The organism is Aquimarina amphilecti (assembly GCF_900109375.1).
GTDB lineage: Bacteria > Bacteroidota > Bacteroidia > Flavobacteriales > Flavobacteriaceae > Aquimarina > Aquimarina amphilecti.
In genome coordinates, this window is the sequence record NZ_FOAB01000002.1 from 159077 (window position 1) to 183994 (window position 24918).

Consider the following 24918-nt stretch of genomic DNA (forward strand, 5'->3'; position numbering starts at 1 on the left):
CCTTTTATGATTTTTTCTTAAGTTGAACGGATCTCTCTTTATATTCTGAAGCCTTTGCGACATTTCCCATTTTCATATAAGCTTCTCCTATTTGATCATAGAAATCGGATTCCATTTTAAAATCATCTATAATATAATCCATACCAATACTTAAGATCTCGATAGCCTCTTCATAATTGCTAAGATTGATTAGAGAAACTCCACTAACGAGATACAAAATTGGTTGAGAAGGATACATCTCTATCGCCAATTCACTTCCTACTTTTGCTTTTTCATATCTCTCTAGATCAAGTTGTAATAACAACATTTTTCTTAAAATCCCAAAATTACTGGCATTGTCTTTAATCCCTCTTTCATAATAATTAAGTGCTTGCTCTTTTTTATCCTTTTCGTAAAAATAATTTCCTATTTCGGTAAAGACTTTACTACTTCCTGAATCATCAGAAAACACTTTAGTTACCTCAATAAGCTGAGTCTCATATTGCGGATTTTTATCTACAAAAATCAAAAAGTCGTTAATTACTTTGTATTTAGATTCTTCATCTATTTTATCACTAGACAGCACTATCTTCATAGAATTAATGGCATCTTTTGGAAGATTGTCATCCAAGTAAAACTTATATAATGCTAAATGAGCTAACTTAGATTTAGGTTTTTCCTTTAATAACAGCTGAGCCGTCCCATATGCTTTTTCTACTTGGTTATCTTGACTATATAAATAAATAAGGTTTAAATAATTCTGCTCCTCTTTTGGGTTAGAAGCTATTTTTTCTTGTAACCTAGTAATTTGAGAATTAGGGTTACTTATTTTTAATGTTATCTTCTTTCTTAATTTGTCTCTGTACGAATCAAGACCCAACTCTTCTATCAATTCATCCACAACTCTTAATGCATCGTCATATCTAGCTTCCAAAAAATAAAGGTTAGCTAATTGCTCTTTATACATACTATCAAATGTGACTAACCTTTCTACGACCTCTACTGATTCTGAATATTTTCCTTGAGTGAAATATATTTCGAATAACAATTCTAAAACATAGCGATCATTAGGTCTTTCTTTTAGCACCTTTTGAAAGTTCACTATTGCTTTATCGTATTGTTTTAATTCTAAATAATTTCTACCTAATTCATAATACAAAACTACTGGTTTTGGATTCGCAGAAATACACCTCTCTAAGGCAACAATGGCTTTATCATAATTTGTAATTGCCCTCTGTTTTAAGGCCTCAAAGAAACTTTCTCTAAAAATATCAGATACATCTCCAAGATCGTCTAAAATCTCAATTTTTTTAAGTGATTCCGGTTCTTGAGCTAAAGCCAAGTTGACTCCTCCTCCAAGAAAGATCAAACAAATTAAAATATATCTCCAAAGTTTAGGCATACAAATTATTCAAAGTCATACAAATCACATATTATTCCATGGTAGAATAGTCTCCTATACTAATTGTAGTATACTTTTCATCATAATATACATGATTCCCTATCATAGCATTGTCTAAGGTAGCGTTTTTTATGGTAGTTTGGTTCTGTATCAAACTATTTTTAATCGTACTATTGTCGATATTACAACCATCACCAATTGAAACATTTGGTCCAATTGATCCGTTCTTAATTGTAACTCCTTTTCCAATACAACAAGGAGGAATAACAGTTGCGTTTTCTAAAATAACATCGTCACTAACTAACTTTTCATCATCTTTTTCTAAAAAACCTAGCATTCTAGAATTAGTTTCTACCGTAACATTTTTGTTTCCACAATCCATCCATTCTTCTACCTGTCCTGGGACAAAAATTTTACCATCTGCCATCATTCTTTTAATACCATCATTAATCTGATATTCGCCACCATTGATTATATTATGATCTAGCACATACTGTAATTCATTTTTTAACACAGCAATATCTTTAAAATAATAGATTCCTATCACTGCTAAATCAGAAACAAATTCCTTTGGTTTTTCTACCAATTCTACTATTTCTTTATTTTCATTAAGCTTTACTACTCCATAAGCTTCAGGTTGATCAACTTGTTTAACCCAAATTACAGAATCTGCTTCTTTATCTAGGTTAAAATCAGCTCTAATCAATGTATCGGCATACGCCACTACTGCTGGACCAGATAAAGATTCTTTTGCACACATAATTGCGTGTCCAGTCCCTAAAGGTTCGTCTTGTCTATAAATAGAAGCCTTAGCTCCTAATTGTTCTGCTAACAATGTTAAACTCTCAACCACATCATCGCCAAAAAAAGCTGGGTCCCCTAACACAAAAGCTATTTCTTCTATTGGTTCTCCTAATACCTTAGCAATATCAGAAACTAATCGGTGAACAATCGGTTTTCCTGCTACTGGGATTAAAGGCTTTGGAACTGTAAGTGTATGAGGTCTTAATCGAGAGCCTCTTCCTGCCATTGGAACAATTATTTTCATTACTTAATTATTTTTTGATTGGTTGATTTTATTTAATATGTTCTGTATTGTTATATACTTCGAATCATTTTCTATTTAACTCCGGTACTTCCGAAACCGCCTTCTCCTCTAGAGGTCTCGGTCAATTCTTTTACTTCTTTCCATTCTGCTCTTTCATGTTTAGCAATAACTAACTGTGCTACTCTTTCTCCATTTTCTATGACAAAATCCTCATTCGATAGATTTACCAAAATAACTCCTATTTCACCTCGGTAATCAGCATCTACTGTACCCGGAGCATTTAATACGGTTATTCCCTTTTTGGCAGCTAATCCACTACGCGGACGAACTTGGGCTTCAAAACCAACGGGTAACTCTATAAACAATCCAGTTTTTACAATTGTTCGCTCTAATGGTTTAAGTATTACTGATTCAGTCAAGTTTGCCCTAAGGTCCATTCCAGCCGAAGCAATGGTTTCATAATGTGGTAACTTGTGCGATGATTTGTTAATTATGTTTATTTGCATATCTACTGTAAAACTCCTTCTTAAGAGTTAATTATCTTTTTATTATTTGTTTTAATTCCTTTTTTTCCAAAACATACAAAACTACTAAAAACACTACTAATAAAGGGATTGAAATTATATAATTACTATCAAAAACATAAAACGAAATAATTGAAAAACTAATTGATAGTCCTAAATACATCCCCATTTTTTTAAGATCATATGGAATTGGATAATATTTTCTTCCCAAATACCATGATACTACCATCATTGTTCCATATGCCGCTAAAGTGGCTATAGCAGAACCTACATAGGTATACTTAGGAATTAATAAAAAGTTAAGAAGCAATGTAATAATTGCTCCAAAAACAGATATGTAAGCTCCAAATCTCGTTCTATCTGTTACCTTATACCAAACCGAAAGATTATGATAGATCCCCAAGCAAAAATTAGCTAATAAAATGAATGGAACAATCTTTACTGCTTCCCAATATGCCACATCTCTTAAAAAAGCAATTTTTAACAGATGAACAAACACTATCACAAATAGAAAAATAAAAGATCCAAGAATAACGAAATATTTGGTAATTCTAGCATAGGTTTCGGGAGCATTTTTATTGTCAGCATAATTAAAGAAAAAAGGTTCTATTCCTAATCTAAATGCAGTAGCAAATAATGTCATAAATAATGCTAATTTATAACAGGCAGAATATACGCCTACCATATGCTCGGCCACATTCTCGGGTAATAATTTATCTAATAGAATTCTATCAAAAGTCTCATTAATTGAATATGCTATTCCTGCTACCAAAATTGGCAATGCATATTTCATCATTTTTTTCCACAGAACTTTATCAAAATGATATTTAATTTTAAAATAAAATGGCAATAAAACCATTAATACAAATCCACTTGCTATAAGATTAGAAATAAATATATAACTGATTTCATAATCATCTTTACAAATCCAACTAAACAAAGAAAAATGAAATGAGAGTTGTTTTAGATAGAGTAAGAAAAATATATTTAACCCAAAATTAATGGCAACGTTTGTTATTTTAATAATCGCATATTTAATAGGGCGCTCTTTAGCTCTTAACCAAGAAAATGGAATAATAACTAAAGCATCTAGAAGCAATATCCATATTACTAAATTTACATATTCTAATTTAATATCTATCCAAATTGATATTTGCTCTCTTAACAATATGGCAATCACAAGGAATACTGCAGATGAAGCCATCAATGAAATAGCGGATGTACTAACCACCTTTTCTTTATTTGATTCTTTACTAAAAAATCTAAAAAAAGCAGTTTCCATACCATATGCCAAAACTACATTAAGCAGCACGAAGTATGAAAAAATAATCGAAACCTTACCGTATTCTTCTGTTGGTAATTGATTGGTATATAAGGGTACTAAAAGAAATGACAACATGCGCGGTAACACAGTTGCCATTCCATATATAAAAGTTTGCTTAAAAAGTTTTTGAAAAATCCCCAAGTGCTTACTATTGTGATTCTAAAAATACAATTTTATTGTCTTGGCTGCATAGGATATGCTTTCAATTCTTTTTTCGGTAATTTATCTATTTTAAAATATCCTTCTTGCCCATTCTTAGAGTAGGCTATTATACATTCTCCTTCTTTAAGCTCAAAAGGTATTTTTTCTTCGATTTCCGGAACTTTATTATTGTATTCCTCCTTTTGATCACTACTCATCACAATTTCTTTTTTAACCGTGATAGGATCGGTATAACGACCTACATAAACAGATTCGTTTTGTTTACGTTTTAACTTAACTGCTTTTCCTTTAAAATATGCATTCTCCAACGTAACATTGGATGCAGGATCAACAGGTAAATAAACCATAAATCCGGCGCCTCCGCCTTTTACTCCAGAGACCCAGTCTTGGAAATATGGTGAATTTAACTCTATTGGAGCTGTCTTATCAATCTTTTGGCTTGTAGCACATTGCCCAAAAGTCATCAGTATACTTAATAATCCGACTTTGGTCAGTAGTTTTCTAAAATTTATTCTTTGTCCCATTTTTCTTTTAAACGTTCACGATGTTTTTGTTTCATTTTCTTAATATCCTTGGTATTAAAAACAAAGTTCATACCAAAGTTAAAAGCAACTCCAGAGAACAACTTAGTATCATCTCCATTAGTAATGTTTAATCCATACATATAAGGAACACCAAATTCTAACTCCAGGCACTTTGCAAATTTATAATTTATTCCGGCACCAGCAGAAAATAATAATAAACCTCCACTATTATCTTCAATTGCAGCATCTGCAGGATCATTTGCCTTATATCGAATAGCACCAATCCCAACTCCAGATTCTAAATAAAAACTAAATTTACCACTATTAATTGCATGTTTCCTAAAAGAAGGTATAAAACCGTATGCTTGAACCTCAGAATCAATACCATTTTCTTGTTCTATATCTTGTGGCAAGAGTATAAAAGCTGATGTATTGATCGCAAAACGATCAGACACATAAAAAGATAAACTTGGTTTGGCAACTATGCCGCTATAACCATTACTTAGATCCAAAAGAGGAACCGCAGCAATTCCCATTTTAATATCTCCTGCTTCATACAAAGTTTCTGATTCCTGCGCATTCGTAGTAGCTACTAATGAAGTAATCATCAATAAGACAAAAAGTTTAATTGTTTTCATTTTTCTTTTTTCCTTTAAAGATAAAAAATGAATGTAAGCTTTATCATAAAAAAAACAAAAAACCCATACGCCTTAGCGCATGGGACTTTACATATCTTAAAACTCTATTGAAGATTGAAAACCAATGTTCCAAAACCTACATTATTACTATACCCTGCAACTTCAACATAATAATTACCTGGAGATAATGTTCCATTAATCTGGTAATAATCACTTCCACTTATATAATTACCACTAGCGTCATATAAATAAATATAATCATCATAATTTTCGTTGATAATTTCAAAAGCATAAGAAACCTCAGAATCAACGCTAAATTCATACCTAATTTTTCTATCAATTTCGCCTGTAGTATTAAAATCAAAAGATTGATTATAAGGAGCCGTAAGTGCGCCAAGATCAATATCAGATTCATTTGGATTACTAAGAGCTATATTTAAAGTTCCTGAGACATCATTATAGTCTTGATTAACAATTTCTAAATAATAACTTCCAGTATTTAAATTTTCGCCATAAATATCTCTATAACCCGAGTTTATATAATTGCCATTACCATCATATAGGTTCAAATATATTCCAGTTTGAGTTGTAAACGAATACCCTGTAGCGCTATTAATCTCAAATAAATACCGAATCTTTCCATCAGGTTCTGTTGTAGACACATTAAATTCTACTGAATCTGTATAAGGTATTGATAATGCTCCTAAATCAACATCTGTGGTAGTAGGGTCTTTTAAAACCATTGTAAAGGAGCCAGAATTAATATCATTATAATACTGATACACTTCTAAGTAATAGGTTCCCGGTTGAATCGTCTCAGCAAACGCTCTCCTATACCCAGATGTTATAAAGTTACCATTCACCTCCCTAAGCTCAAAGTTTATATTGTTTTGAGAAAAAACAGAAAAACCTGTCTCTTCGCTAACCTGAAACGTATACCCTATTTTATTATCTGGTTCGTTATTCGGTAATGAAAAGTTTAACGCTTCTTCATATGGAATTCCTAACGCTCCTAAATCAACATCTGATTCTTTAGGATCTTTTAATACAAAAGAAAGTGTCCCTGAAGAGTTCGAATTATTATAATATTCCTCTATTTCTAAATAATACGTACCAGGACTTAATGATTCTCCAAATAGTCTTTGCGTATTGCCAGTAATATAATTGCCTTGATTATCAGACAATCTTAACTGTAAATACTCGCTAGATTGAATAACATATCCCGTATTTTCTTCTACCTGAAAAGTGTAACCAACTCTACGGTCAACTTCTTCTTGACTAATCACGTATTCTACAGAACTATCATGCGGCAACGATAACATTCCTAAATCAACATCTGTTGCTCTAAAGTCAAAAGATTTACTAATTTCTGTTATACCACCATCTCTATCATTTGCAACAATCTTAATTATAATTTCATCATCGGCATACTGAGAATAATTACTATTATAATAGATGTTACCCAAACCATCATAATCATCTGATCCAATAATGTAATTTTCTCTTAAAACAATATCGTTAAGATACACGTCATATGATAAAATATCATCATCTTCATCTATCGCTGGATACCAAGAAACTTCTAACCAATTATAATATGAAAAGTCAAAATTAATATTTGCAAATTCGAACACATTAGGGTCTCTATTTACAAAAACGTTTCGTTTTACAACAGATTCTTCAGAAACACCTCCGTTAGTATCATATGCCTTAATACTAATCGTCAATTCTAGGCTTAACCCTTTTTGTAGATTACTTGACCTATTTGCTAATAAGCTAGCTACATTAAATTCTGTTGATAGTTCCGATGTTTTATCGGCTACTACCCTATCATTAATTACTACATCATAAGATAGTTCATCATTATTAACGTCTTCCGCTTCTGTCCAACTTATTCTCACAAGAGTGCCCTCAATTACTTCTGCCTCTATATTTGACACTTCCATAGGAGGAAGGTTTCCAATTGCATCATCATCACTCCCACATGACGATATAACGGCAATTAAGCATACATAAAAAAGGTTGATAATTTTTTTCATAAAAAGTGGTTTTAAAAATTAATGTTTAGTACTTGATAGTAAGTGCCTAAAACGGGGAAAATGTTACTCCTAAAAATCACTTTTTATTGATCTTTCAACGAAACCTGGAAATAAAAAAAACTCGACATAATTAATGTCGAGTTTTTAAGATATATTCTCTTTTTTAAGACTATTTATCGAAATCCGATAAATATCTAATTACGAGTTTAACGCTTCTGCACCACCAACGATCTCTAAGATCTCATTAGTAATAGAAGCCTGTCTAGCTTTGTTATATTGTAATTTTAAAGAATCTCTTAATTCAGTAGCATTATCTGTAGCTTTATGCATCGCTGTCATACGCGCTCCGTGTTCTGAAGCAAAAGAATCACGAATTGCCTTATAAAGCTGTGTTTTTAAAGATTTTGGAATTAACTCTTCAACTATTTCCTCTTTAGATGGTTCAAAGATATAATCTAAGTTAGCACTTTTTTCACCTTCAGTTTCTACTGGTTTAATTGGTAAAAACTGCTCTGTTGTAACTATTTGCGTAGCTGCATTCTTAAACTTGTTATATATCACAACAATTTTATCATAAGAACCATTCGTAAACATTTCCATCAACTCTTCTGCAATAGCAGCAACATTAGCAAACGTAAGATCATCAAACAATTCACTTTTATTAGCCACAACAGTATGTGTTTTGGAAACTATATCATTTACTTTTTTACCAATAGTAACAAAGTCTACTTGTTTACCAGCATACACATTATCATATAACTCTCTAGAAGCTTTAACAATGTTAGAATTAAAAGCACCTGCCAAACCACGATTAGAAGCAATTGCAACTACTAAAACTTTGTTTACCTCACGTTGCTCAGAGAATGAACTTGCACTATCTCCTTCGAGAGAAGCACTCAAACTCTGTAATAATTCAGTAAGCTTGTCTGCATAAGGACGCATAGCAGTAATTGCCATCTGTGCTTTGTTCAACTTTGCTGCCGATACCATTTTCATGGCACTGGTAATTTGCATCGTTGATGATACAGAGGTAATTCTACTACGTAATTCTTTTAAATTTGCCATCTTTCTTAGTATTGAGTATTGATTAGCTAATAACTAAGTACTTCTAAACAATACCTTTCTAATATTATAACTTTATATAAAATACAGAGTACTAAAAATCTTAATACTCTGTACTCAATACTATTTACTTATATTTTGCTGAAATCTCTTTACAAGCTGAAAGTAATACATCCGTTACTTCGTCTGTTAACTTTCCGGCTTTTAAAGTGTCTAAAGTATCTCTATGTTTAGCATTAAGATATTCTATAAAGTCACTTTCGAATTCTTTTATTTTATTAACAGGAACATCTCTTAATAAGTTTTTAGATCCAGCATAAATAATTGCAATTTGATCTTCTACTGTATAAGGGTCATTCTGAGCCTGCTTTAAGATTTCTACGTTACGCTTACCTTTTTCAATTACGTTTAAGGTAGCTGCATCAAGATCAGAACCAAACTTAGCAAATGCTTCTAGTTCACGGAACTGTGCTTGATCAAGCTTTAAGGTACCTGCTACTTTCTTCATTGATTTAATCTGAGCAGATCCACCTACACGAGATACAGAGATACCCACGTTAATTGCTGGACGAACACCAGAGTTAAACAAATCAGACGTTAAGAATATCTGACCATCTGTAATAGAAATTACATTGGTTGGAATATATGCAGAAACATCACCCGCTTGTGTTTCGATAATTGGTAATGCAGTAAGTGATCCTCCACCTTTTACTTTATTTTTTAAAGAATCAGGAAGGTCATTCATATCCTTTGCAATACTATCATCTGCTATCACTTTTGCAGCACGCTCTAATAATCTAGAGTGAAGATAGAATACATCTCCAGGATATGCCTCACGTCCTGGTGGACGACGTAATAATAATGATACCTCACGGTATGCTACTGCTTGCTTAGATAAATCATCATAAATAATCAAAGCAGGACGACCTGTATCACGGAAATACTCACCAATTGCAGCACCTGCAAACGGAGCATACACCTGCATTGGAGCAGGATCAGAAGCATTCGCAGCTACAATTGTAGTATACGCCATTGCTCCTTTATCTTCTAATACTTTAGCAATACCTGCTACTGTAGATGCTTTCTGTCCGATAGCAACATAAATACAGTAAACTGGCTCACCAGCATCATAAAATTCTTTTTGATTCAGGATTGTATCGATACAAACTGTTGTCTTACCAGTTTGACGGTCACCAATCACCAATTCACGTTGTCCTCTACCTACTGGTACCATTGCATCAATAGACTTAATACCTGTCTGTAATGGTTCTGTTACCGGCTGACGGAAAACTACACCAGGAGCTTTACGCTCTAATGGCATTTCGAAAGTTTCACCTTCAATCGCTCCTTTTCCATCAATAGGATTTCCTAAAGTGTCCACTACACGACCTACAATTCCTTCTCCAACATTGATAGAAGCAATTCTTTGTGTACGTTTAACCGTTACACCTTCTTTTACCTCTGTCGAAGAACCTAAAAGTACTACACCAACATTATCTTCTTCAAGATTCAGTACGATTCCTTCTAGTCCAGATTCGAATTCTACTAATTCTCCATATTGAGCGTTAGACAATCCGTATACTCTGGCGATACCATCACCAACCTGTAATACTGTACCTACTTCTTCTAGTGAAGCTGTAGCCTCAAATCCAGATAATTGTTGTTTTAATATTGCTGATACTTCAGCAGGATTCACCTCTGCCATTTTATAATAGTTTGTAAAAGTGAGTAAATACACTCACCTTCTTATTATTAAATTTATATAATTGAAGTAATTTATTAATTACTTAATTCTCTTTTTAAACTTGTTAGCTTATTAGCTATACTTGCATTGTACTGCAAATCTCCTACTCTTAGAATAAAACCACCGATGATGCTCTCATCAATAACATTTTCTATTGTCGCTTCGTTTCCAGTCAATTCTTTTACTTTTGCCAAAACTTTTGAACTTAACACTTTATCTAAAGGAACTGCAGTGGTTACCTTAGCAATTTGAGTATTATTTAATTGATCAAATAAAACGATATACTGCTTTGCCACATTATCTAGCAAGCTAACTCTTTTATTTTCTATTAATGTGTCAAAAAGTTTTTGTGTAAGATCTCCTGTGCTTTTAAAAATCTCACGCAAAGAAGCAAGCTTTACTTCGCTTTTGATCAAAGGACTATTCAATACCATTTTTAGATCAGAACTACTATCAATAGTAGCTATAATGCTTTGCATATCTTTCTGAACATCCTCTGTGGCATTTTTATCCTGAGCCAAACTCAAAACTGCCTTAGCATAACGTATTGCTGCTCTACTCATCTTATGATTAGTTTAAAGTAACATCTCCTAACATAGACTCTACCAATTCTAGTTGCTTGTCTTTGTCAGCTAATTCTTTTCTAACTACTTTTTCTGCTATCTCTACAGAAAGTCCCGCAACTTGACTCTTAAGGTCAGCTATCGCAGCTTTCTTTTCACTTTCTATTGTAGCTTGTGCCTGGGCAACAATCTTATCAGCCTCTATCTGAGCTTCAGACTTAGCATCTGCAATCATGTTTTCCTTCAATTGTCTTGCTTCTTTAAGCATTCCATCTCTCTCCGCACGTGCTTCATTAAGGATACGCTCGTTGTCTGCCTGAAGGTTTTGCATTTCTTTTTTAGCCGCTTCCGCAGATTCCAATGCATTCTTAATTCCTTCTTCTCTATTATTAACTGCTTCAAGAATAGGTTTCCAAGCAAATTTTCTTAATAATAATAGTAATCCTACAAACAATAGTATCTGCCAAAAAAACAGACCGAATGAAAAATCATTTATTAACTTATCCATAATTAAATATGTTATTTTCTTTAATGTTTAATTTCAAAGTAAACAATAGCTGTAACCAACCGTTACAGCTATTGTTTATAAATTAAGCTGCGAATAATGCAGCAAATCCAATACCTTCAATAAGTGCAGCTGCAATAAGCATAGCTGTTTGGATTTTTCCTGAAGCTTCTGGTTGACGAGCAATAGCTTCCATTGCTTGACCACCGATTCTACCAATACCTAAACCAGCACCGATAACAATCAAACCAGCTCCTACATAATTTAAACCTTCCATAATAAAGAATTAAAAAAATTAAACAATTAACGTTTAGTGATGTGCCTCTTCATTGGCTGAACCAAAATAAAGTGCAGACAACATCGTAAAAATATATGCTTGTAATGCTGCCACCAATAGTTCTAATATTGATAACGCAAATGATAAACCAAATGATAATGGACTCCCAATCCAACTCTTAAATAAAAACATCATCCCAATAATACTCATAATCACTACGTGACCTGCAGTCATATTCGCATACAAACGGATCATTAATGAAAAAGGTTTGATAAAAACACCTAGCAATTCTATTGGCGCTAAAACTATTTTCATAAATGTTGGAACACCTGGCATCCAAAAAATATGCCCCCAATAATTTTTATTTGCAGTAAGATTCGTAATTAAGAATGTTAATAGCGCTAAACCAAAAGTAACTGCAATATTTCCTGTTACATTAACAGCTAGTGGAGTCATTCCTAATAAATTTAACAACCAGATAAAGAAAAAGGTTGTCAATAAAAAGCTCATATACTTTTTATAATGCTTCTTACCTATATTTGGTATTGCAATCTCATCTCTTACAAAAACAACCAAAGGCTCTAAGAAACGCCCAATCCCTGTTGGAATACCGTTATTTTTCTTATATGATTTTGCCAATCCTCTAAACATAAAAAACATTAGCAAACCAATTAAAAGCATACTAACTACGTTTTTCGTAATTGAAAAATCTAATGGTTTTGCATTCGTTGCGTGATGATCTTCATCATAATTGATGGTACCTTCTGCATCCGTTTTATATATTTTAGAGTGATATAACTTGTAGTAATTACCGTCAACCTCAGCAAGAGTTTTTCCGTGATGAAATTTCGAAGAAGAAAAAACCTTTAATCCTCCGTCCCAAAGGATAACAGGCAATGAAAAACCATAATGTTTACCAGTTTCTTTATCAGAAAACAATGTAAAATCATGTGAATCTAGAAGGTGGTGATCAATAAATTCTTTAATTTCAGTCTTCAACCCACCTTTACCTTCTTTTTCTACTTTCTCAGTATCTTTTGCCGCCAGATTCAAAGAAGTGAGAATCAAAGCTAAAGTCATAAAAATTCTAACTACACTAATTTTTTGCATTCTAGGTCAGATTTCGGTTCCTAAATTTCGGTGCAAATGTACATAATTAAGTTAGATTCTTAAACTATTTTACACAAATAAGTTTGAGAATATTTCAAAATAATTAACGTGTTGATTTTCAGTTATTTATTTGAATTAAGAATTTTAGAAACATAGTACACTTCCAAAATCAAACTAATCACATAAGGAGTGAAAAAGTCAAGAAAAACAGTTTTATCCATAACAATACCATTCAGCTTCGTGATAGCAACAAAAACACCTAATTTCACAAAGCTACCGGCCAGAAAAATAAAACCAATTTGATCTTTAAACTTTTTTCTAAGGATCAAAATTACTGTAATCAATAGAACTGTATATACTGCATTAAAAACATATGAAAGATTAATAATAGCAGGGTTGTTTTTTATTGAAAAAAAACTAACAACCCAAGTATGTATTCCATACACAACTAATAAAACTAAAAGAAAAATGCTTAAAAAGCTAAGTAAATTTTTAATCATTAATTTACTATTATTTAATTGCTTATTTATTTTCAAAAAATATTTGGAAAGATTTTCGAAGAAAATTATTGAAAAACGGTTTATTTTTTAGAGTTATTAATCCTATCTAATTGCTTTATCACTAAATACAACGATGATGCCACCCCAAAAAGAACAAAACCCATTGTGAACCAATTTTTTTCTAATTGATAATAGGCATCTAACCTTTTGCCCACATAAGCGCAGACAAAAATAATTGCTCCCATTTCAAAAGCAATACCAGTTAGAGCTAAATACTTCCTAAGCTGATTTCCCTTGTTTTTGTCCATCTTGTTTGCCTCCCAGAGATTTTACACCACCTTTCATCACGCAAGATGCATTAAAAGTTGCTCCCGGTTCTACCGCTAACTTACCAACTGATACTTCGCCTTCTATATGTGCTGTTGGCTTTAATGATAATGTACCTGAAATCAATAGATTACCAGAAAACTTACCTTCGAAATCAGCATCAGAACACTCTAATGTACCTTGAATATAACCTGATTTTCCAACCACTACTTTTCCCGTAGTTTTAAATGTACCTTCTATAGTACCCTCTACTCTAAAACCTCCTTCGGAGATAACATCTCCTACGATTTTAGTTCCTTCTGAAATTTTGTTCTGATTTCTTGAAAAATCTGTTAAAGCTTGATCTTTTCCTTTTTTATTGTCTGAAAACATACTAATCGGGGGATTAAATTATTATTCTGATTTAGGTTGCAAATAACTATCGAGGTTCTTATGTATCTGGATGATTCTATAATTTGGTGAGGTAACAATGAAATATTCCTTATCTACCTTCTGATAGTATTTCTTTCTACGGTTCCATTTTGTCATATCTACGCCTCTTGTATCTTCGATTTTACCAAGAATTAAAAGCTCTGCAAGGCCTTCTGCACCTAACTTATCTCTTTTAGTATGGACTACCACAAACTGCTGATCTTTTGTATAGATATCTAAAGAAACTTTCATTTTTTCATATCTAAGATCTTTTAAAATAGCGTCTAACCTTTCTTTAAGTTCTTGGGCTTGATTATCTCCAAATCTAGAATATGCATATACTAATTTATGATTTTTTTCTTCATCGATACCCTCTAACGCAAAATCACTATTCTGTATTTGCGGAATAGTCGTTTGATAGATTAACTGTGCTTTTTTTCCTTCCGGACTTTGTGGGTAGTTAAGCGAAACATAATTTAATGCCGCTTTATATGGTTCAAAACCTTGATAACGACCTATCGCTTGAGCTTTCAATAATTCGAATTTCGGAACAAAATCTTCTCCACCGAATTTTGTAATCAACTCATCACTTTCTTTTATTACTGAAGCATATTTTTGTTCCTTAAAATCCTTGTACAATCGATTGTACATTGATTCAGGACTATTTTGATCATCTTTTAATGCTTCATCAGGGTTTTGAAGAATTTTCGCATAACGCGAATCTCCATGTCTATTAATAATATCCTGTTTAAGTGAATTTGACTTTTCTGTGTTTCCTTGCAAAAAATAGATTTTATACAAATTATATTTCGAAGGAACAATTAAACGCTCTTCAGGATTACTTTCTAACAGCCCCTCGAACTTATCAGTTGCCAATCCATATTCCTGAAATTTCTCCTTATAAATAACACCTAATTGATAGTAAGCAAAATTTCTATCTGTTTGCAAACTGTCCAAAACAACCTTATCGGTTGGTAATTGTGTAATATATGTTTGCGGATCAAAAGTGGGGTCTGTTTCAATCGAATATTCTTCTACCTCACTCTGTTCTTCACTAGAGACAGCTGTGGGATTAGTAATACTCGATATTCTCCAATTATCCTGCAACTCTCTATTTCCATAAGTTCTTTTGAAAGCCGTCTTACCATAAGCTACTGTAGTGGGGTTATAAAAATAAAATGTTCCTCCTTCTTCTGGGTTTGGACCTCCACTATTTCCTAATCCAGTTCTGGGTTGATTAAAACGTTGTTCATTAGGAAGTTCCCCTTTTATTCTTGCAATCTCTGCTGCCGTCTCCGCAGCAATAGCCTCAGCTTTGATTTTTTCTGTATACTCCGAATAATACGCTAGTCTTTCTTCTGGAGACATCGCTACTACATTGAGAATACTATCATTAGTTTTAGCAATTCCTTCATATAAAATTACATCGTCCAGATTTACCCTTTTCTTTTTTAATACACGGTACTTTTTAGAATCCACAATCATCCGTTCTAATGTACTATCATAATAAGCCCCTGCTATTGCATATTCCTTATTATCAAAATTTATATCACCTAATGTTTTATAATTAAGTGACTGCAAATGTGTATCATCAGAATCAGTTCTTAAAGATTTATTATAAAATTGCACCGCCAAATCTATAGAATCTAGTGTATTAAAGTAAACAGCTTTCTGATTATAAATTTTATCGAGGAAAGGCCTGTTTTCACGATTTTCTTCTAGATCTGTTAGTAGTTCTAAAAATTCTTGCTTATTTCCAGTCTCATAATTAAAATTTCTCGCTTTTGCCATATATGCATTTAGCATATACCTTCTTGGCGTCTTTCTGTTAAGGTCGATTACTTGATCAAAAGCATAGTTAGCACTATCCTTATATCCTAACTGATTCAGTAACTGACCTTTTATATATAGATACCGCCCTTTTTCTTCATTGTCTTTTGAGTGAATCGCTGCTTTACTAATATAGGTTACAGCCGAGTCTTTTTGTTCTAGATTAATATATGCTTGCGCTATCATTGACACTGCATCAGAATAATCCTGAGCTTCCATATATTCTTCCTCTACCATCTTCATTAAATCCTCTATAGCCTTCTCATTGTTGTCTAAACGAAGATTGGCTTTTGCTCTCCAAACCTTAGCATGATTAATGTTATTACTAGTCGGGTATTTATATAGAATATAATTAAAAGCCTCTAAAGCCGGAATAAAGCGTTGTTCGTTATACCTTGCTTTTCCTAGAAGTAAAAACGATTCATCAATTTTAGGGTTTCGTTCCCTATCATCAATTAACATGCTATGTTTTTGTATAGCCTTAGCTGCCTTTTCTTCTGCTTTATCAAAATTTTGATTAAGAACTTCATTAGGAAGTCTTACATCTTCACTAACGATTAATCTTTCTACTGGGAGTAGTTCCCAAAAATTGTCTTTATAAGTTTGTACAATATCCTGCTTTCCTTTCTCAAAAGCTACTCTTCCGTTATAAAGCGTATTATTTTTAGTAGTTACATCGTGCCAAGCTCTATTAGTCCATTTGTCCTTCTTACGCGAACAACTAAACCCAATAGTAATTAGGAGAAGTACAACGATGATCTGTGATAAATTTCTGTTCAAATCTGAATAATTTATACGCTGATAACTTAAAAACTTGCGTTTTAGTGCATCAGAACGGCATAAAAACCTTGCGTGAAATGTAAAAATACATTTCTTCTTGTAAAAAACCTCTGAACAACACATTTTTTTGTTGTTTCAATAGTTTTAAGTCAAACACCTTCTTCTTTATCTTATTTTCATAAAAATTGGTTGTCAATAAATAATTTTATTTCAAAAAAAACATCACTGATAAAAGATCAGTGATGTTTCAAAAAGTTTCCCGAAAACTTAATTGCTTAAAATTATTTATTAAAATGCTCTTCGAGCTCTTTTAATGTTTCTGTAGAGGTTGCAAGATCTTTAACCACTTCTCCTTTGTCCAATACAACAATACGCTCACACACTTCTGTTACGTGCATCAAATCATGACTAGAAACCAAAACAGTAACAGTAGGATCTGCAGCTAGATCTTTGATAATCTTTTTTAAACGAATCTGAGTTGTAGGGTCCAAATTGGCGAATGGTTCATCTAAAATAACAACTTCAGGATTTCCGATCAACGCAGCTACTATTCCTGCTTTCTTCTGATTTCCTTTCGATAAATCTCTTAAATACTTCTTTTGACCCAATATTTCTCCATGAAAAAAATCTTCAAACTCTGCTAATAGTGCATCTACATCTGCCTTATTTTGACCACGAAGCTCTCCTATAAAATAGAAATACTCCTCCGCTGTAAGATAACCAATCAAAAACGTTTCGTCTATAAATGCGGATGTAATTGATTTCCAATCCTCATTTTCACTTACTTTTATTCCACTATTTTCTATATGACCTGTTGTTGGCTTAATAAGATCCAATAAAGCACTAAATAAAGTTGTTTTCCCGGCTCCATTATTACCTACTAAACCAAAACTATCTCCTTTAGGAATTTCTAAATGCTCAATATTTAATACTGTATTCCCTGCATATGTCTTTGTAATATTATGTACTCCTATCATCTTCTTATTTTTTTTGTTTGTATGCCCAAATCGTTTTATACTTCTCTGTTCTATAAATTCTTTCAATTTTATCAAAAACCATATTCCTAAATGCAAAACCTGCAATTCCTGCAACCGCAACTAACGCATAACCTGCATATGGACTGTATGCATAATGTCCTATTGCATATAACACCATTGGTAATGCAAGTTTTGGTAATGATAACATTAATGTTTTCATATTAAAGGACTGTTTATCTCCAAAAGCCTTTTTATTACTAGTTAAATCTATTGGAGTTTTTACATAAGCACCTGCCCATAATACGACGTGTGCATTCATTCCCATATTATAGATTGCACCAACAACAACTGCTAAGTATGCCTCCCATCCAAAATATAAATACCCTGATGCCAGAACAGCAGAAATAAATGTCGCTATTACCATCAACCACCATTTTGAAGAAAGATATTCTCGGTATTTAATATTTTGGCTCATCATTAATGGATAATAAGAACTATCCCAACTTGGAACGAATTGTCCAAAACTCATTAAAAACCCACCAGAAACAAAAATCCCTGCAAATATTCTCCAAACGGGTCCGTCATAAACTTCTACCGCTCCTGTGAAGAATAACAGACCATAAAAAAGAAATAACACACTCACGATTACTGTTGATCTTGCTCTCTTATTTCTTTTAATAAGTTTAATATCATTCTTTAGAAATACTGCTGTTTTACCAAATCTATCCAACCATTCTAAATTTTCTGTTTTTACAGTTTTAGATTTCGTTGCCAATCCAGCATCCAGATATAAATCTTTTACAAAAGACTTAAATGCAATAATATAAAGTGCAATCGCAACAACTACTGGAATAGCTACTAAAAACTTTGATTCGTATAATCCCTGAAAAAACGGTGCTGTGTATTGTGTAACATCAAAGTATCCAAAATAATGCAACCCACCTAGTAGTGCTATAACACCACCAACTCCATAAATAAGACTATCCTTATTATTTAATAAGATATTCAGAAAATTATTAGCATATATCAATGCGATCAATCCTATATTCCATAATAATACATTTAATACAGGTGCATCCCCATTAGCAATCAAAAGAACTGAAAATGGAACAAAAAAGAATGCGTGAATAATATTAAAAAAAGAAAGCATTGTTTTACCTAAAGCAAATGATACAATTTTGCTTTTGCTAAAGGGTAAAATCAATAAAGGTTTAATGTTGATCACTGGCATTTTTTGCAATGCATATCTAAAAATAAGATCAAATGCCCACCAATAAATCAAAAACCTATTTACGACTTCTAGTGGGTCTAGGCATAAATCTTTACTGATATATTTATAGGCAATAAAACTGCCTCCCATCATCATTAAAATAAAATATACTGCCCAAAATCCCATGAAAATTTTCATCCAAACTCCCGAAGAAGCAGATGCAGATCGCCAAAAAGATTTCCACTGTAAGGATATAAAGTGTTTAAACATAGTTGTATTAGTTTTAAAAGAAGCAGGAAACACTTCTTACTCTATTTAGTAATCAAAAAGTGAATTTTGTTACAAAAACAGTGAAAGAAAAGTTAAAAAACTATGTTTTTTTAAGGATATAAAAACCAATTGTTATGCCAACTGAAAACGTTTTTTATAATAAATCACTAATGAAATCATTGTTTTCAAACTACAAACAAAGAAAACAGTCATAATACTTAAATTGATATAATAAAACCATGAAGGTTCTTCTAAAAAAGGAATAAAATAATAGTTAAACGAAAAAAAGATAGATATCAAAACCACAAAATTTCCAATAAAGGAAAACTTCTTTTTGCCAAAGACCATAATGGGAATAAAACCAACCAAAACCATCAAAAATGTTGGAAAAAAAGTACTTGCAAAACTCTCAATGTGAAAGTACTTATAAAGGTTATTAAAAAGCCAAAAACATAATACACTACCAAATATTACTTGCCAAGAATATAAGTTTCTTAGAAATTGCTTAGAGACGCTTTTAAAAATTTTAGAATTAAACGGTTTATTACCTTCTTTCACTAAAGAAGATTTGTTTTCGATCATATATTCCTTAAAAATAATATAGAAACCACGATCATCACCAAGATTCATTCTGCTTTCAATTTCTGACGCTACATGATCTATCATTTCGATCCGTATATCCTCATAGTGAATATCAGAGTTTGACAAATAGGTGTCTATAAATTGTATGTCTTCCTTATTTAACTTACTCATATTACTGTATACTCCATTTTGGGTTTATAATAGTTTGCATGGTTCGGATATACTCCTCTAATTCCGTTAATCGATTAGCAGTTTCTTTTGTTCCTTTTTCCGTAAGTTTATAATATTTACGAAGGCGATTATCTACTTTTTGCATTTCCACATCTAACAACCCTTCTGCCTCTAATTTATGTAATGCAGGATATAAGGCACCTTCAGTTATATTCAATTCCCCTTTAGTAATTTCTTTTACTTTCTGAGTAATCTCATATCCGTACATCTTCTCACTTTCTTCCAAAAGCTTTAGAATAATGGTGTTTAAACTACCTTTATATAATTTAGAATTACCCATAACACTATTTATTAAACTACAAATATATACATAATTTTCTTATGCATAAGTTTTTTAGGTATATAAATTTATCCCAAAACCCCCCTGTGGTCTTTTGCATTTAGTATTTTTGCGAAAAATAATTCGTAAAAGATTAATTACTATAAAGTGTAAACTGAAACCTTAACTATTAAGGCTTCAGTTTAAAGTTTACCAAATTGCTATGTCAGATTTCCATACACTTACTATAAAAAACATTACTAGAGAAACTCCAAAAGCTGTTTCTATAGAATTTGATATTCCTTCAGAATTAAAAAATGACTATTCCTTCACTCCTGGTCAATATATAACAATCAAAACCCAAGTTGAAGGTAAGGAAATAAGGAGGGCGTACTCTATTTGTAGTTCTCCAAAAAGTCATTCTCTTCGTGTTGCGGTTAAAGAGATCGAAAACGGAACTTTCTCCGCAATAGCAAATAATAAATTACAAGTTGGTGACACACTAGATGTGCACACGCCCGAAGGTAATTTTATCCTAAAACCCGATCCGACTGTAACTCATAGTTATGCCGCCTTTGTTGCTGGTAGTGGAATTACTCCTGTAATGAGTATGATTAAAAGCACCCTAGAGGAAGAGCCTAATAGTCGTTTTGTTTTAGTTTATGGTAATCAGACGCCTTCGGAAACAATTTTTTCTAAAGAACTACTCTCTTTACAAGCGGAACATCCCGATAGATTGTATATAGAATTTTTCTACAGTAGAAGTAAAGAAGAAGGTGCCCGTTTTGGAAGGATAGAAAAATCTACAATCAACTATATCACTAAGAACAAATTTAAAGACACAAACTTCCAAGCATTCTACCTGTGTGGTCCAGAAGAAATGATCAATACAGTAACAGATGTTTTACTAGAAAACGAAATTCCTAAGGGAAATATACATTTTGAACTATTTACTAGTAGCACCTCTAATACAGAAGTTAATGTCTCGTTAGACGGAAAAACCAGTATCTCTATACTTGTTGATGACGAGGAGTTTAGTTTCGTAATGGATCAGAAAAAAACAATTCTTGATGCAGCATTAGAAGAAGATATAGATGCTCCGTATTCTTGTCAAGGAGGAGTTTGTAGTTCTTGTATTTGTAAAATCACTGATGGTACTGCTGTTATGGAGAAAAATAGTATTCTTACGGATGGAGAACTTGCTGAGGGACTTGTCTTAGCTTGTCAAGCACATCCTACTTCATCAAGTATAAAAGTAGATTTTGACGATGTTTAGGTTAGTTAATCGTTTTTTTTGATAATAAATAAAACGATATCGTACCTATTATGAGCCATAAGCCTAGTATCGAAAGGTTACCTTCAAGTTTATTTTTTCCAAAATCCATCTCAAATAATAAAATCATAAAAGAATTTATAACGCCATGTGCTAATACTGCTGGCCATACACTTTTAGAATTAATAGTTAACCATCCTATAAAATAGGAAACAAAAACAATAGTTAAAGGAAAAAATAGAAAAGCTCCTAACATTGGATATTCAGGATAATTAAATCCATTAATAATAAGCGGGAAGTGCCAAAAACCCCATAGAATTCCTAAAAATGTGAGCGATTTAAATAGACTATTCTTTTCTAATAATTTCTTTTGAAGAAAACCTCTCCATCCAATTTCTTCACCGATAGTTAAAAAACTTGTTAGTAATGAAAATAAAATTCCGGTAACAAAAAAATTAAGAATAAAGAAAAGAATGCTTTGCTGATTACTTCCAAATATTAGTGGGATTTCGATACTATGAACTTGCGCATTATTTATCAGGAAAACATTATTTGATGCCAATCCTGTGTGTTCAAATACTAAAATTCCGAGAAACGTAATTAGTATTGGCAAGATTAAACTAAATACTATGTACTTGATTTTACCAATATCCCAATTAATATATTTAAGTCCTTGTTTAGTTTTTATTAAATAGACAATCGCTGCTATTCCTGGTATAAACATAGTGAAACCGACAAAAAATTGTGCTAAAAAAGCATTTTCATCAGCAATTAAAATGGAAATAATTTGAATAGTATATGTGAAAAGAAATACTAGACCAATATAGTACCAAACGTTTTTTTCTAATTTTATCATCAATATTATTTAAATAAATTGAATGGAGGTATGACTCGTATTTTCTCAAGAAACCTCGATTCAAAAAAGGTATCTTCAAATATCACCAGAGGGAAAGGAATAACATAATTAAATTAGTTCCAAATCGTCATTTGAAACCATTTAACGCAGAGAATTCAAATATTCAGAAGGTGTCATTCCTGTTTCTTTCTTAAAAATTCTATAAAAAGAAGTCTTAGAATTAAAGCCTGCCTCTTCACTTAGACCTATAATTGAATATTTTTCACTATCGCTTGCGATTAGTTTTTCCTTAAATGCATTAACCCTGTAACTGTTTATAAGGTCTATAAAGTTCGTATGAAGTGTATCATTTATTATTCTTGAAAGGGTATTGGTTGGCCAACCAAGGTGTGCAGCTAATTTAGATATTGTCAGTTCAGAATCCCTATAGAGCTCATCTTTGGTTAATGCGTAAAGTACTTCTTCTTTCTTTTCACTCAAATTATTTTCGGATGAGTAAATTCTTATTATGCGATTAGAATAGTCTCCAATAACCTTGAGATATTTTAATAAATATAAATACCCTAAAGAATAAATAAAAACTCCTAAAATAATCCCAAGTGGTTTATAGAAATAAAAGGAGTTCTCATCTACCTTTTTTATGAAAATTAAAGCAATAGGAATAACGAACAATAGAAAGCCAACAAGTAAACACCAAGATACAATTAGATATTTAAGCCAGGTTCTCACTACTCTAAACTCTAGCAATAGATTTTTGACACCTACTGATTCGCGATAGATTAAGTAGGTATAGGTAGCTAATTGAACTATCCCTAATAACCCCATGATCAAAGCAATTTTTTGAATTAAGATAATATTTGCGTAAGCCCAATCAAGATTTAATCTAACATATGTAAACAACAGCATGAATAGAAGGCCATCTAAAAGTAAAGAAGGTAAAAAATGAAGCAAATCCTTCCGCCTAAAAACTCTTAAAGGATTTTTAATATATATGACATGGAAATACGTTAAAGGGCCATAAGCTAGGCTAAATTCCATTGGAATTGGGAACTTTGAATTGAAAGCTTGAATAGACTCTTCTAATATTAAGTGCAAAAGAGAAAGAGAGAATAAAAATACAAGGATTCCAAAAAACAGATTTGGCATACTTTTTTTAAAACGAAATATTATGATAAAAGAAAGCATAAACCCTTGAAAAATAGCCAATAAAAAGTAAAAATTCGTAGAGTCTAAAGAGGTATCAATCATTAACTTTTTATGATTTTATTTTAACTAGTTCAATATATAAAAAATTGAATGTTTTAACTATGGCTACGAGTTTACAAGTAACAACTGGAAGAACACAGAAAAATGAATAATCTTGGTTGGAGAGCAGTAGCGATGTAAAGAACTAGGATATTTTTAAATAGAAACTAAATTCAATTTCTACTTAAAGATTATCAATAGATGCGATTATTACCTCAGGTTGAATACTGTGCATAACATTTTCATATCCTTCGGGAACTTTATTTCCGTAAATTGAAGTAGGAATTTGATCATACTTTGTTAAATTAGGAAGAATAGCATTTTCCATAGGCTGTCCAAAAGGCATAAATCCTGCAAAAGGATGTGTAACACCCCAGAGTGTTATCGTAGGAATTCCGTACATAGCAGCTAAATGTGCATTACCACTATCCATAGATAGCATTACATCTAGGTTTCCGATAAGTTTTAACTCATCTTCAAAGGATAATTTACCTGCAATGTTAATCACATTTTTATACTTACTATCAATATTGTTAAGAATACCTATTTCCTTCTTTCCTCCACCAAAAAGCAATATTTCATAAGTATCTTCTTGATCAAGTTTCTCAATGACCTCAACCATTAATTCTAAAGGATATACTTTACTTTCATATTGAGCAAAAGGAGCTATTCCAAGCCATTTTTTAGTAGTTTTCTTTGTAAGTTCCAGGATTTTTTGGGTTAACTTCGTTTTTTCTGGAAAAGAATGATGATTTAAATCAATATCATATCCCAATTTTTCAAAAACGTCCGCATACCTTTGATGTGTTGTTTTTAACTGCTTAAACTCTTTATTGACTGATTTAGTTAGTGCTTTTTTCTCGGCTCTACCTTTGTCGATCTGAGCCACTTTAATACCACGAAGAGAAAAAAAGTTCTTAAGCACATTGGATCTTAATACATTATGCAAATCTGCAACCGCAGTTATTCCGAGACCTCTTAATTCTTTAGAAAGTTTTGATAATCCAAAAACACCTTTGTGTTTTCCATGAACATCTGCATGATAAACTTCTAAGTTATCAATTCCAGCAAAAACTGGTTCAAAGAATTTTCGTGTAAGTACCGTTATTTTTACGTTAGGATAAATAGCTCTAAATGTTCGCAATATTGGTACTGTCATAGCTACATCACCCATTGCGGATAATCTAATAACCAGGATATGAGCATCAAAGCCCTCTGAAAGGGCTTTGTTATTCTTTATTATGTTTTCTACTTTACTCAAAAATA

At 32.1% G+C, this 24918-nt stretch carries 25 protein-coding genes; 1 reads left to right on the forward strand and 24 read right to left on the reverse strand.

Features of this window, described 5'->3' with window-relative positions; genetic code table 11:
• Positions 1-4: 4 nt before the first annotated feature.
• The 21 genes from BMY33_RS05125 to BMY33_RS05225 all read right to left on the reverse strand — a co-directional run bounded on the left by BMY33_RS05125 (position 5) and on the right by BMY33_RS05225 (position 20299).
• Positions 5-1381, reverse strand: coding sequence for a tetratricopeptide repeat protein (locus BMY33_RS05125; RefSeq protein WP_091406367.1), 1377 nt, complete (start codon positions 1379-1381; stop codon positions 5-7).
• 31 nt (positions 1382-1412) lie between these two features.
• Entirely contained in the window at positions 1413-2429 is a 1017-nt protein-coding gene (locus BMY33_RS05130) for a sugar nucleotidyltransferase (RefSeq protein WP_091406369.1), read from the reverse strand.
• 71 nt (positions 2430-2500) lie between these two features.
• Entirely contained in the window at positions 2501-2935 is a 435-nt protein-coding gene (dut, locus tag BMY33_RS05135) for a dUTP diphosphatase (RefSeq protein WP_091406371.1), read from the reverse strand.
• A gap of 31 nt (positions 2936-2966) precedes the next feature.
• The gene (locus tag BMY33_RS05140) at positions 2967-4418 is read right to left on the reverse strand and encodes a lipopolysaccharide biosynthesis protein (RefSeq protein WP_091406373.1); all 1452 of its coding nucleotides are present in this window, start codon (positions 4416-4418) and stop codon (positions 2967-2969) included.
• A gap of 32 nt (positions 4419-4450) precedes the next feature.
• Positions 4451-4963 (reverse strand): hypothetical protein, encoded by a 513-nt coding sequence (locus BMY33_RS05145; protein WP_091406375.1) that lies wholly within the window; start codon positions 4961-4963, stop codon positions 4451-4453.
• Entirely contained in the window at positions 4948-5601 is a 654-nt protein-coding gene (locus tag BMY33_RS05150; RefSeq protein WP_091406377.1) for a hypothetical protein, read from the reverse strand. Before BMY33_RS05150 ends, BMY33_RS05145 begins: the two co-directional genes overlap by 16 nt.
• 104 nt (positions 5602-5705) lie before the next feature.
• On the reverse strand, positions 5706-7640 hold the full coding sequence (locus BMY33_RS05155; RefSeq protein ID WP_091406379.1) for a hypothetical protein: 1935 nt from the start codon (positions 7638-7640) through the stop codon (positions 5706-5708).
• Positions 7641-7838: 198 nt separating this feature from the next.
• Positions 7839-8705, reverse strand: coding sequence for an ATP synthase F1 subunit gamma (gene atpG, locus BMY33_RS05160; protein ID WP_091406381.1), 867 nt, complete (start codon positions 8703-8705; stop codon positions 7839-7841).
• 124 nt (positions 8706-8829) lie between these two features.
• Complete coding sequence (gene atpA / locus BMY33_RS05165) at positions 8830-10407, reverse strand: F0F1 ATP synthase subunit alpha (RefSeq protein ID WP_091406383.1); 1578 nt, start codon at positions 10405-10407, stop codon at positions 8830-8832.
• A 74-nt stretch (positions 10408-10481) separates the two neighbouring features.
• Entirely contained in the window at positions 10482-11009 is a 528-nt protein-coding gene (gene atpH, locus BMY33_RS05170; RefSeq protein WP_091406385.1) for an ATP synthase F1 subunit delta, read from the reverse strand.
• 7 nt (positions 11010-11016) lie between these two features.
• Positions 11017-11517 carry a F0F1 ATP synthase subunit B gene (locus tag BMY33_RS05175; protein ID WP_091406387.1) on the reverse strand — a complete coding sequence of 167 codons (501 nt, stop codon included), beginning with the start codon at positions 11515-11517 and terminating at the stop codon, positions 11017-11019.
• Between the two features lie 82 nt (positions 11518-11599).
• Positions 11600-11791, reverse strand: a complete 192-nt coding sequence (gene atpE, locus BMY33_RS05180; protein ID WP_027394417.1) for an ATP synthase F0 subunit C — start codon at positions 11789-11791, stop codon at positions 11600-11602.
• Between the two features lie 33 nt (positions 11792-11824).
• Complete coding sequence (atpB, locus tag BMY33_RS05185; protein WP_091406388.1) at positions 11825-12901, reverse strand: F0F1 ATP synthase subunit A; 1077 nt, start codon at positions 12899-12901, stop codon at positions 11825-11827.
• Between the two features lie 122 nt (positions 12902-13023).
• Positions 13024-13401: a DUF6168 family protein gene (locus BMY33_RS05190; protein WP_091406390.1), complete on the reverse strand. Its 378-nt coding sequence runs from the start codon at positions 13399-13401 to the stop codon at positions 13024-13026.
• Positions 13402-13481: 80 nt separating this feature from the next.
• The gene (locus tag BMY33_RS05195; protein ID WP_091406391.1) at positions 13482-13709 is read right to left on the reverse strand and encodes an AtpZ/AtpI family protein; all 228 of its coding nucleotides are present in this window, start codon (positions 13707-13709) and stop codon (positions 13482-13484) included.
• Positions 13681-14100 carry a bactofilin family protein gene (locus tag BMY33_RS05200; RefSeq protein ID WP_091406393.1) on the reverse strand — a complete coding sequence of 140 codons (420 nt, stop codon included), beginning with the start codon at positions 14098-14100 and terminating at the stop codon, positions 13681-13683. Before BMY33_RS05200 ends, BMY33_RS05195 begins: the two co-directional genes overlap by 29 nt.
• A 21-nt stretch (positions 14101-14121) precedes the next feature.
• The gene (gene porW, locus BMY33_RS05205) at positions 14122-16749 is read right to left on the reverse strand and encodes a type IX secretion system periplasmic lipoprotein PorW/SprE (RefSeq protein WP_091406394.1); all 2628 of its coding nucleotides are present in this window, start codon (positions 16747-16749) and stop codon (positions 14122-14124) included.
• A gap of 281 nt (positions 16750-17030) precedes the next feature.
• Positions 17031-17726: an ABC transporter ATP-binding protein gene (locus BMY33_RS05210; protein ID WP_091406396.1), complete on the reverse strand. Its 696-nt coding sequence runs from the start codon at positions 17724-17726 to the stop codon at positions 17031-17033.
• 4 nt (positions 17727-17730) lie between these two features.
• On the reverse strand, positions 17731-19206 hold the full coding sequence (locus BMY33_RS05215) for a DUF5687 family protein (protein WP_091406397.1): 1476 nt from the start codon (positions 19204-19206) through the stop codon (positions 17731-17733).
• A 132-nt stretch (positions 19207-19338) separates the two neighbouring features.
• The gene (locus BMY33_RS05220; protein ID WP_091406398.1) at positions 19339-19959 is read right to left on the reverse strand and encodes a hypothetical protein; all 621 of its coding nucleotides are present in this window, start codon (positions 19957-19959) and stop codon (positions 19339-19341) included.
• Position 19960: 1 nt separating this feature from the next.
• Positions 19961-20299 carry a PadR family transcriptional regulator gene (locus BMY33_RS05225; RefSeq protein ID WP_091406399.1) on the reverse strand — a complete coding sequence of 113 codons (339 nt, stop codon included), beginning with the start codon at positions 20297-20299 and terminating at the stop codon, positions 19961-19963.
• Positions 20300-20501: 202 nt separating this feature from the next.
• Between BMY33_RS05225 and BMY33_RS05230 the strand changes: the two genes are divergently transcribed.
• A complete protein-coding gene (locus tag BMY33_RS05230) occupies positions 20502-21554 on the forward strand; it encodes a ferredoxin--NADP reductase (RefSeq protein ID WP_091406400.1) in 1053 nt (350 codons plus the stop codon).
• Between the two features lies 1 nt (position 21555).
• On the opposite strand, the gene BMY33_RS05235 is transcribed toward BMY33_RS05230, so the two are convergent.
• From BMY33_RS05235 to BMY33_RS05245, 3 genes are all read right to left on the reverse strand, one after another.
• Positions 21556-22407: a CPBP family intramembrane glutamic endopeptidase gene (locus BMY33_RS05235; protein ID WP_091406401.1), complete on the reverse strand. Its 852-nt coding sequence runs from the start codon at positions 22405-22407 to the stop codon at positions 21556-21558.
• Positions 22408-22548: 141 nt separating this feature from the next.
• Complete coding sequence (locus BMY33_RS05240; protein WP_091406402.1) at positions 22549-23655, reverse strand: helix-turn-helix domain-containing protein; 1107 nt, start codon at positions 23653-23655, stop codon at positions 22549-22551.
• 181 nt (positions 23656-23836) lie between these two features.
• Positions 23837-24913: a glycosyltransferase family 9 protein gene (locus BMY33_RS05245; RefSeq protein ID WP_425284218.1), complete on the reverse strand. Its 1077-nt coding sequence runs from the start codon at positions 24911-24913 to the stop codon at positions 23837-23839.
• Positions 24914-24918 lie beyond the last annotated feature (5 nt).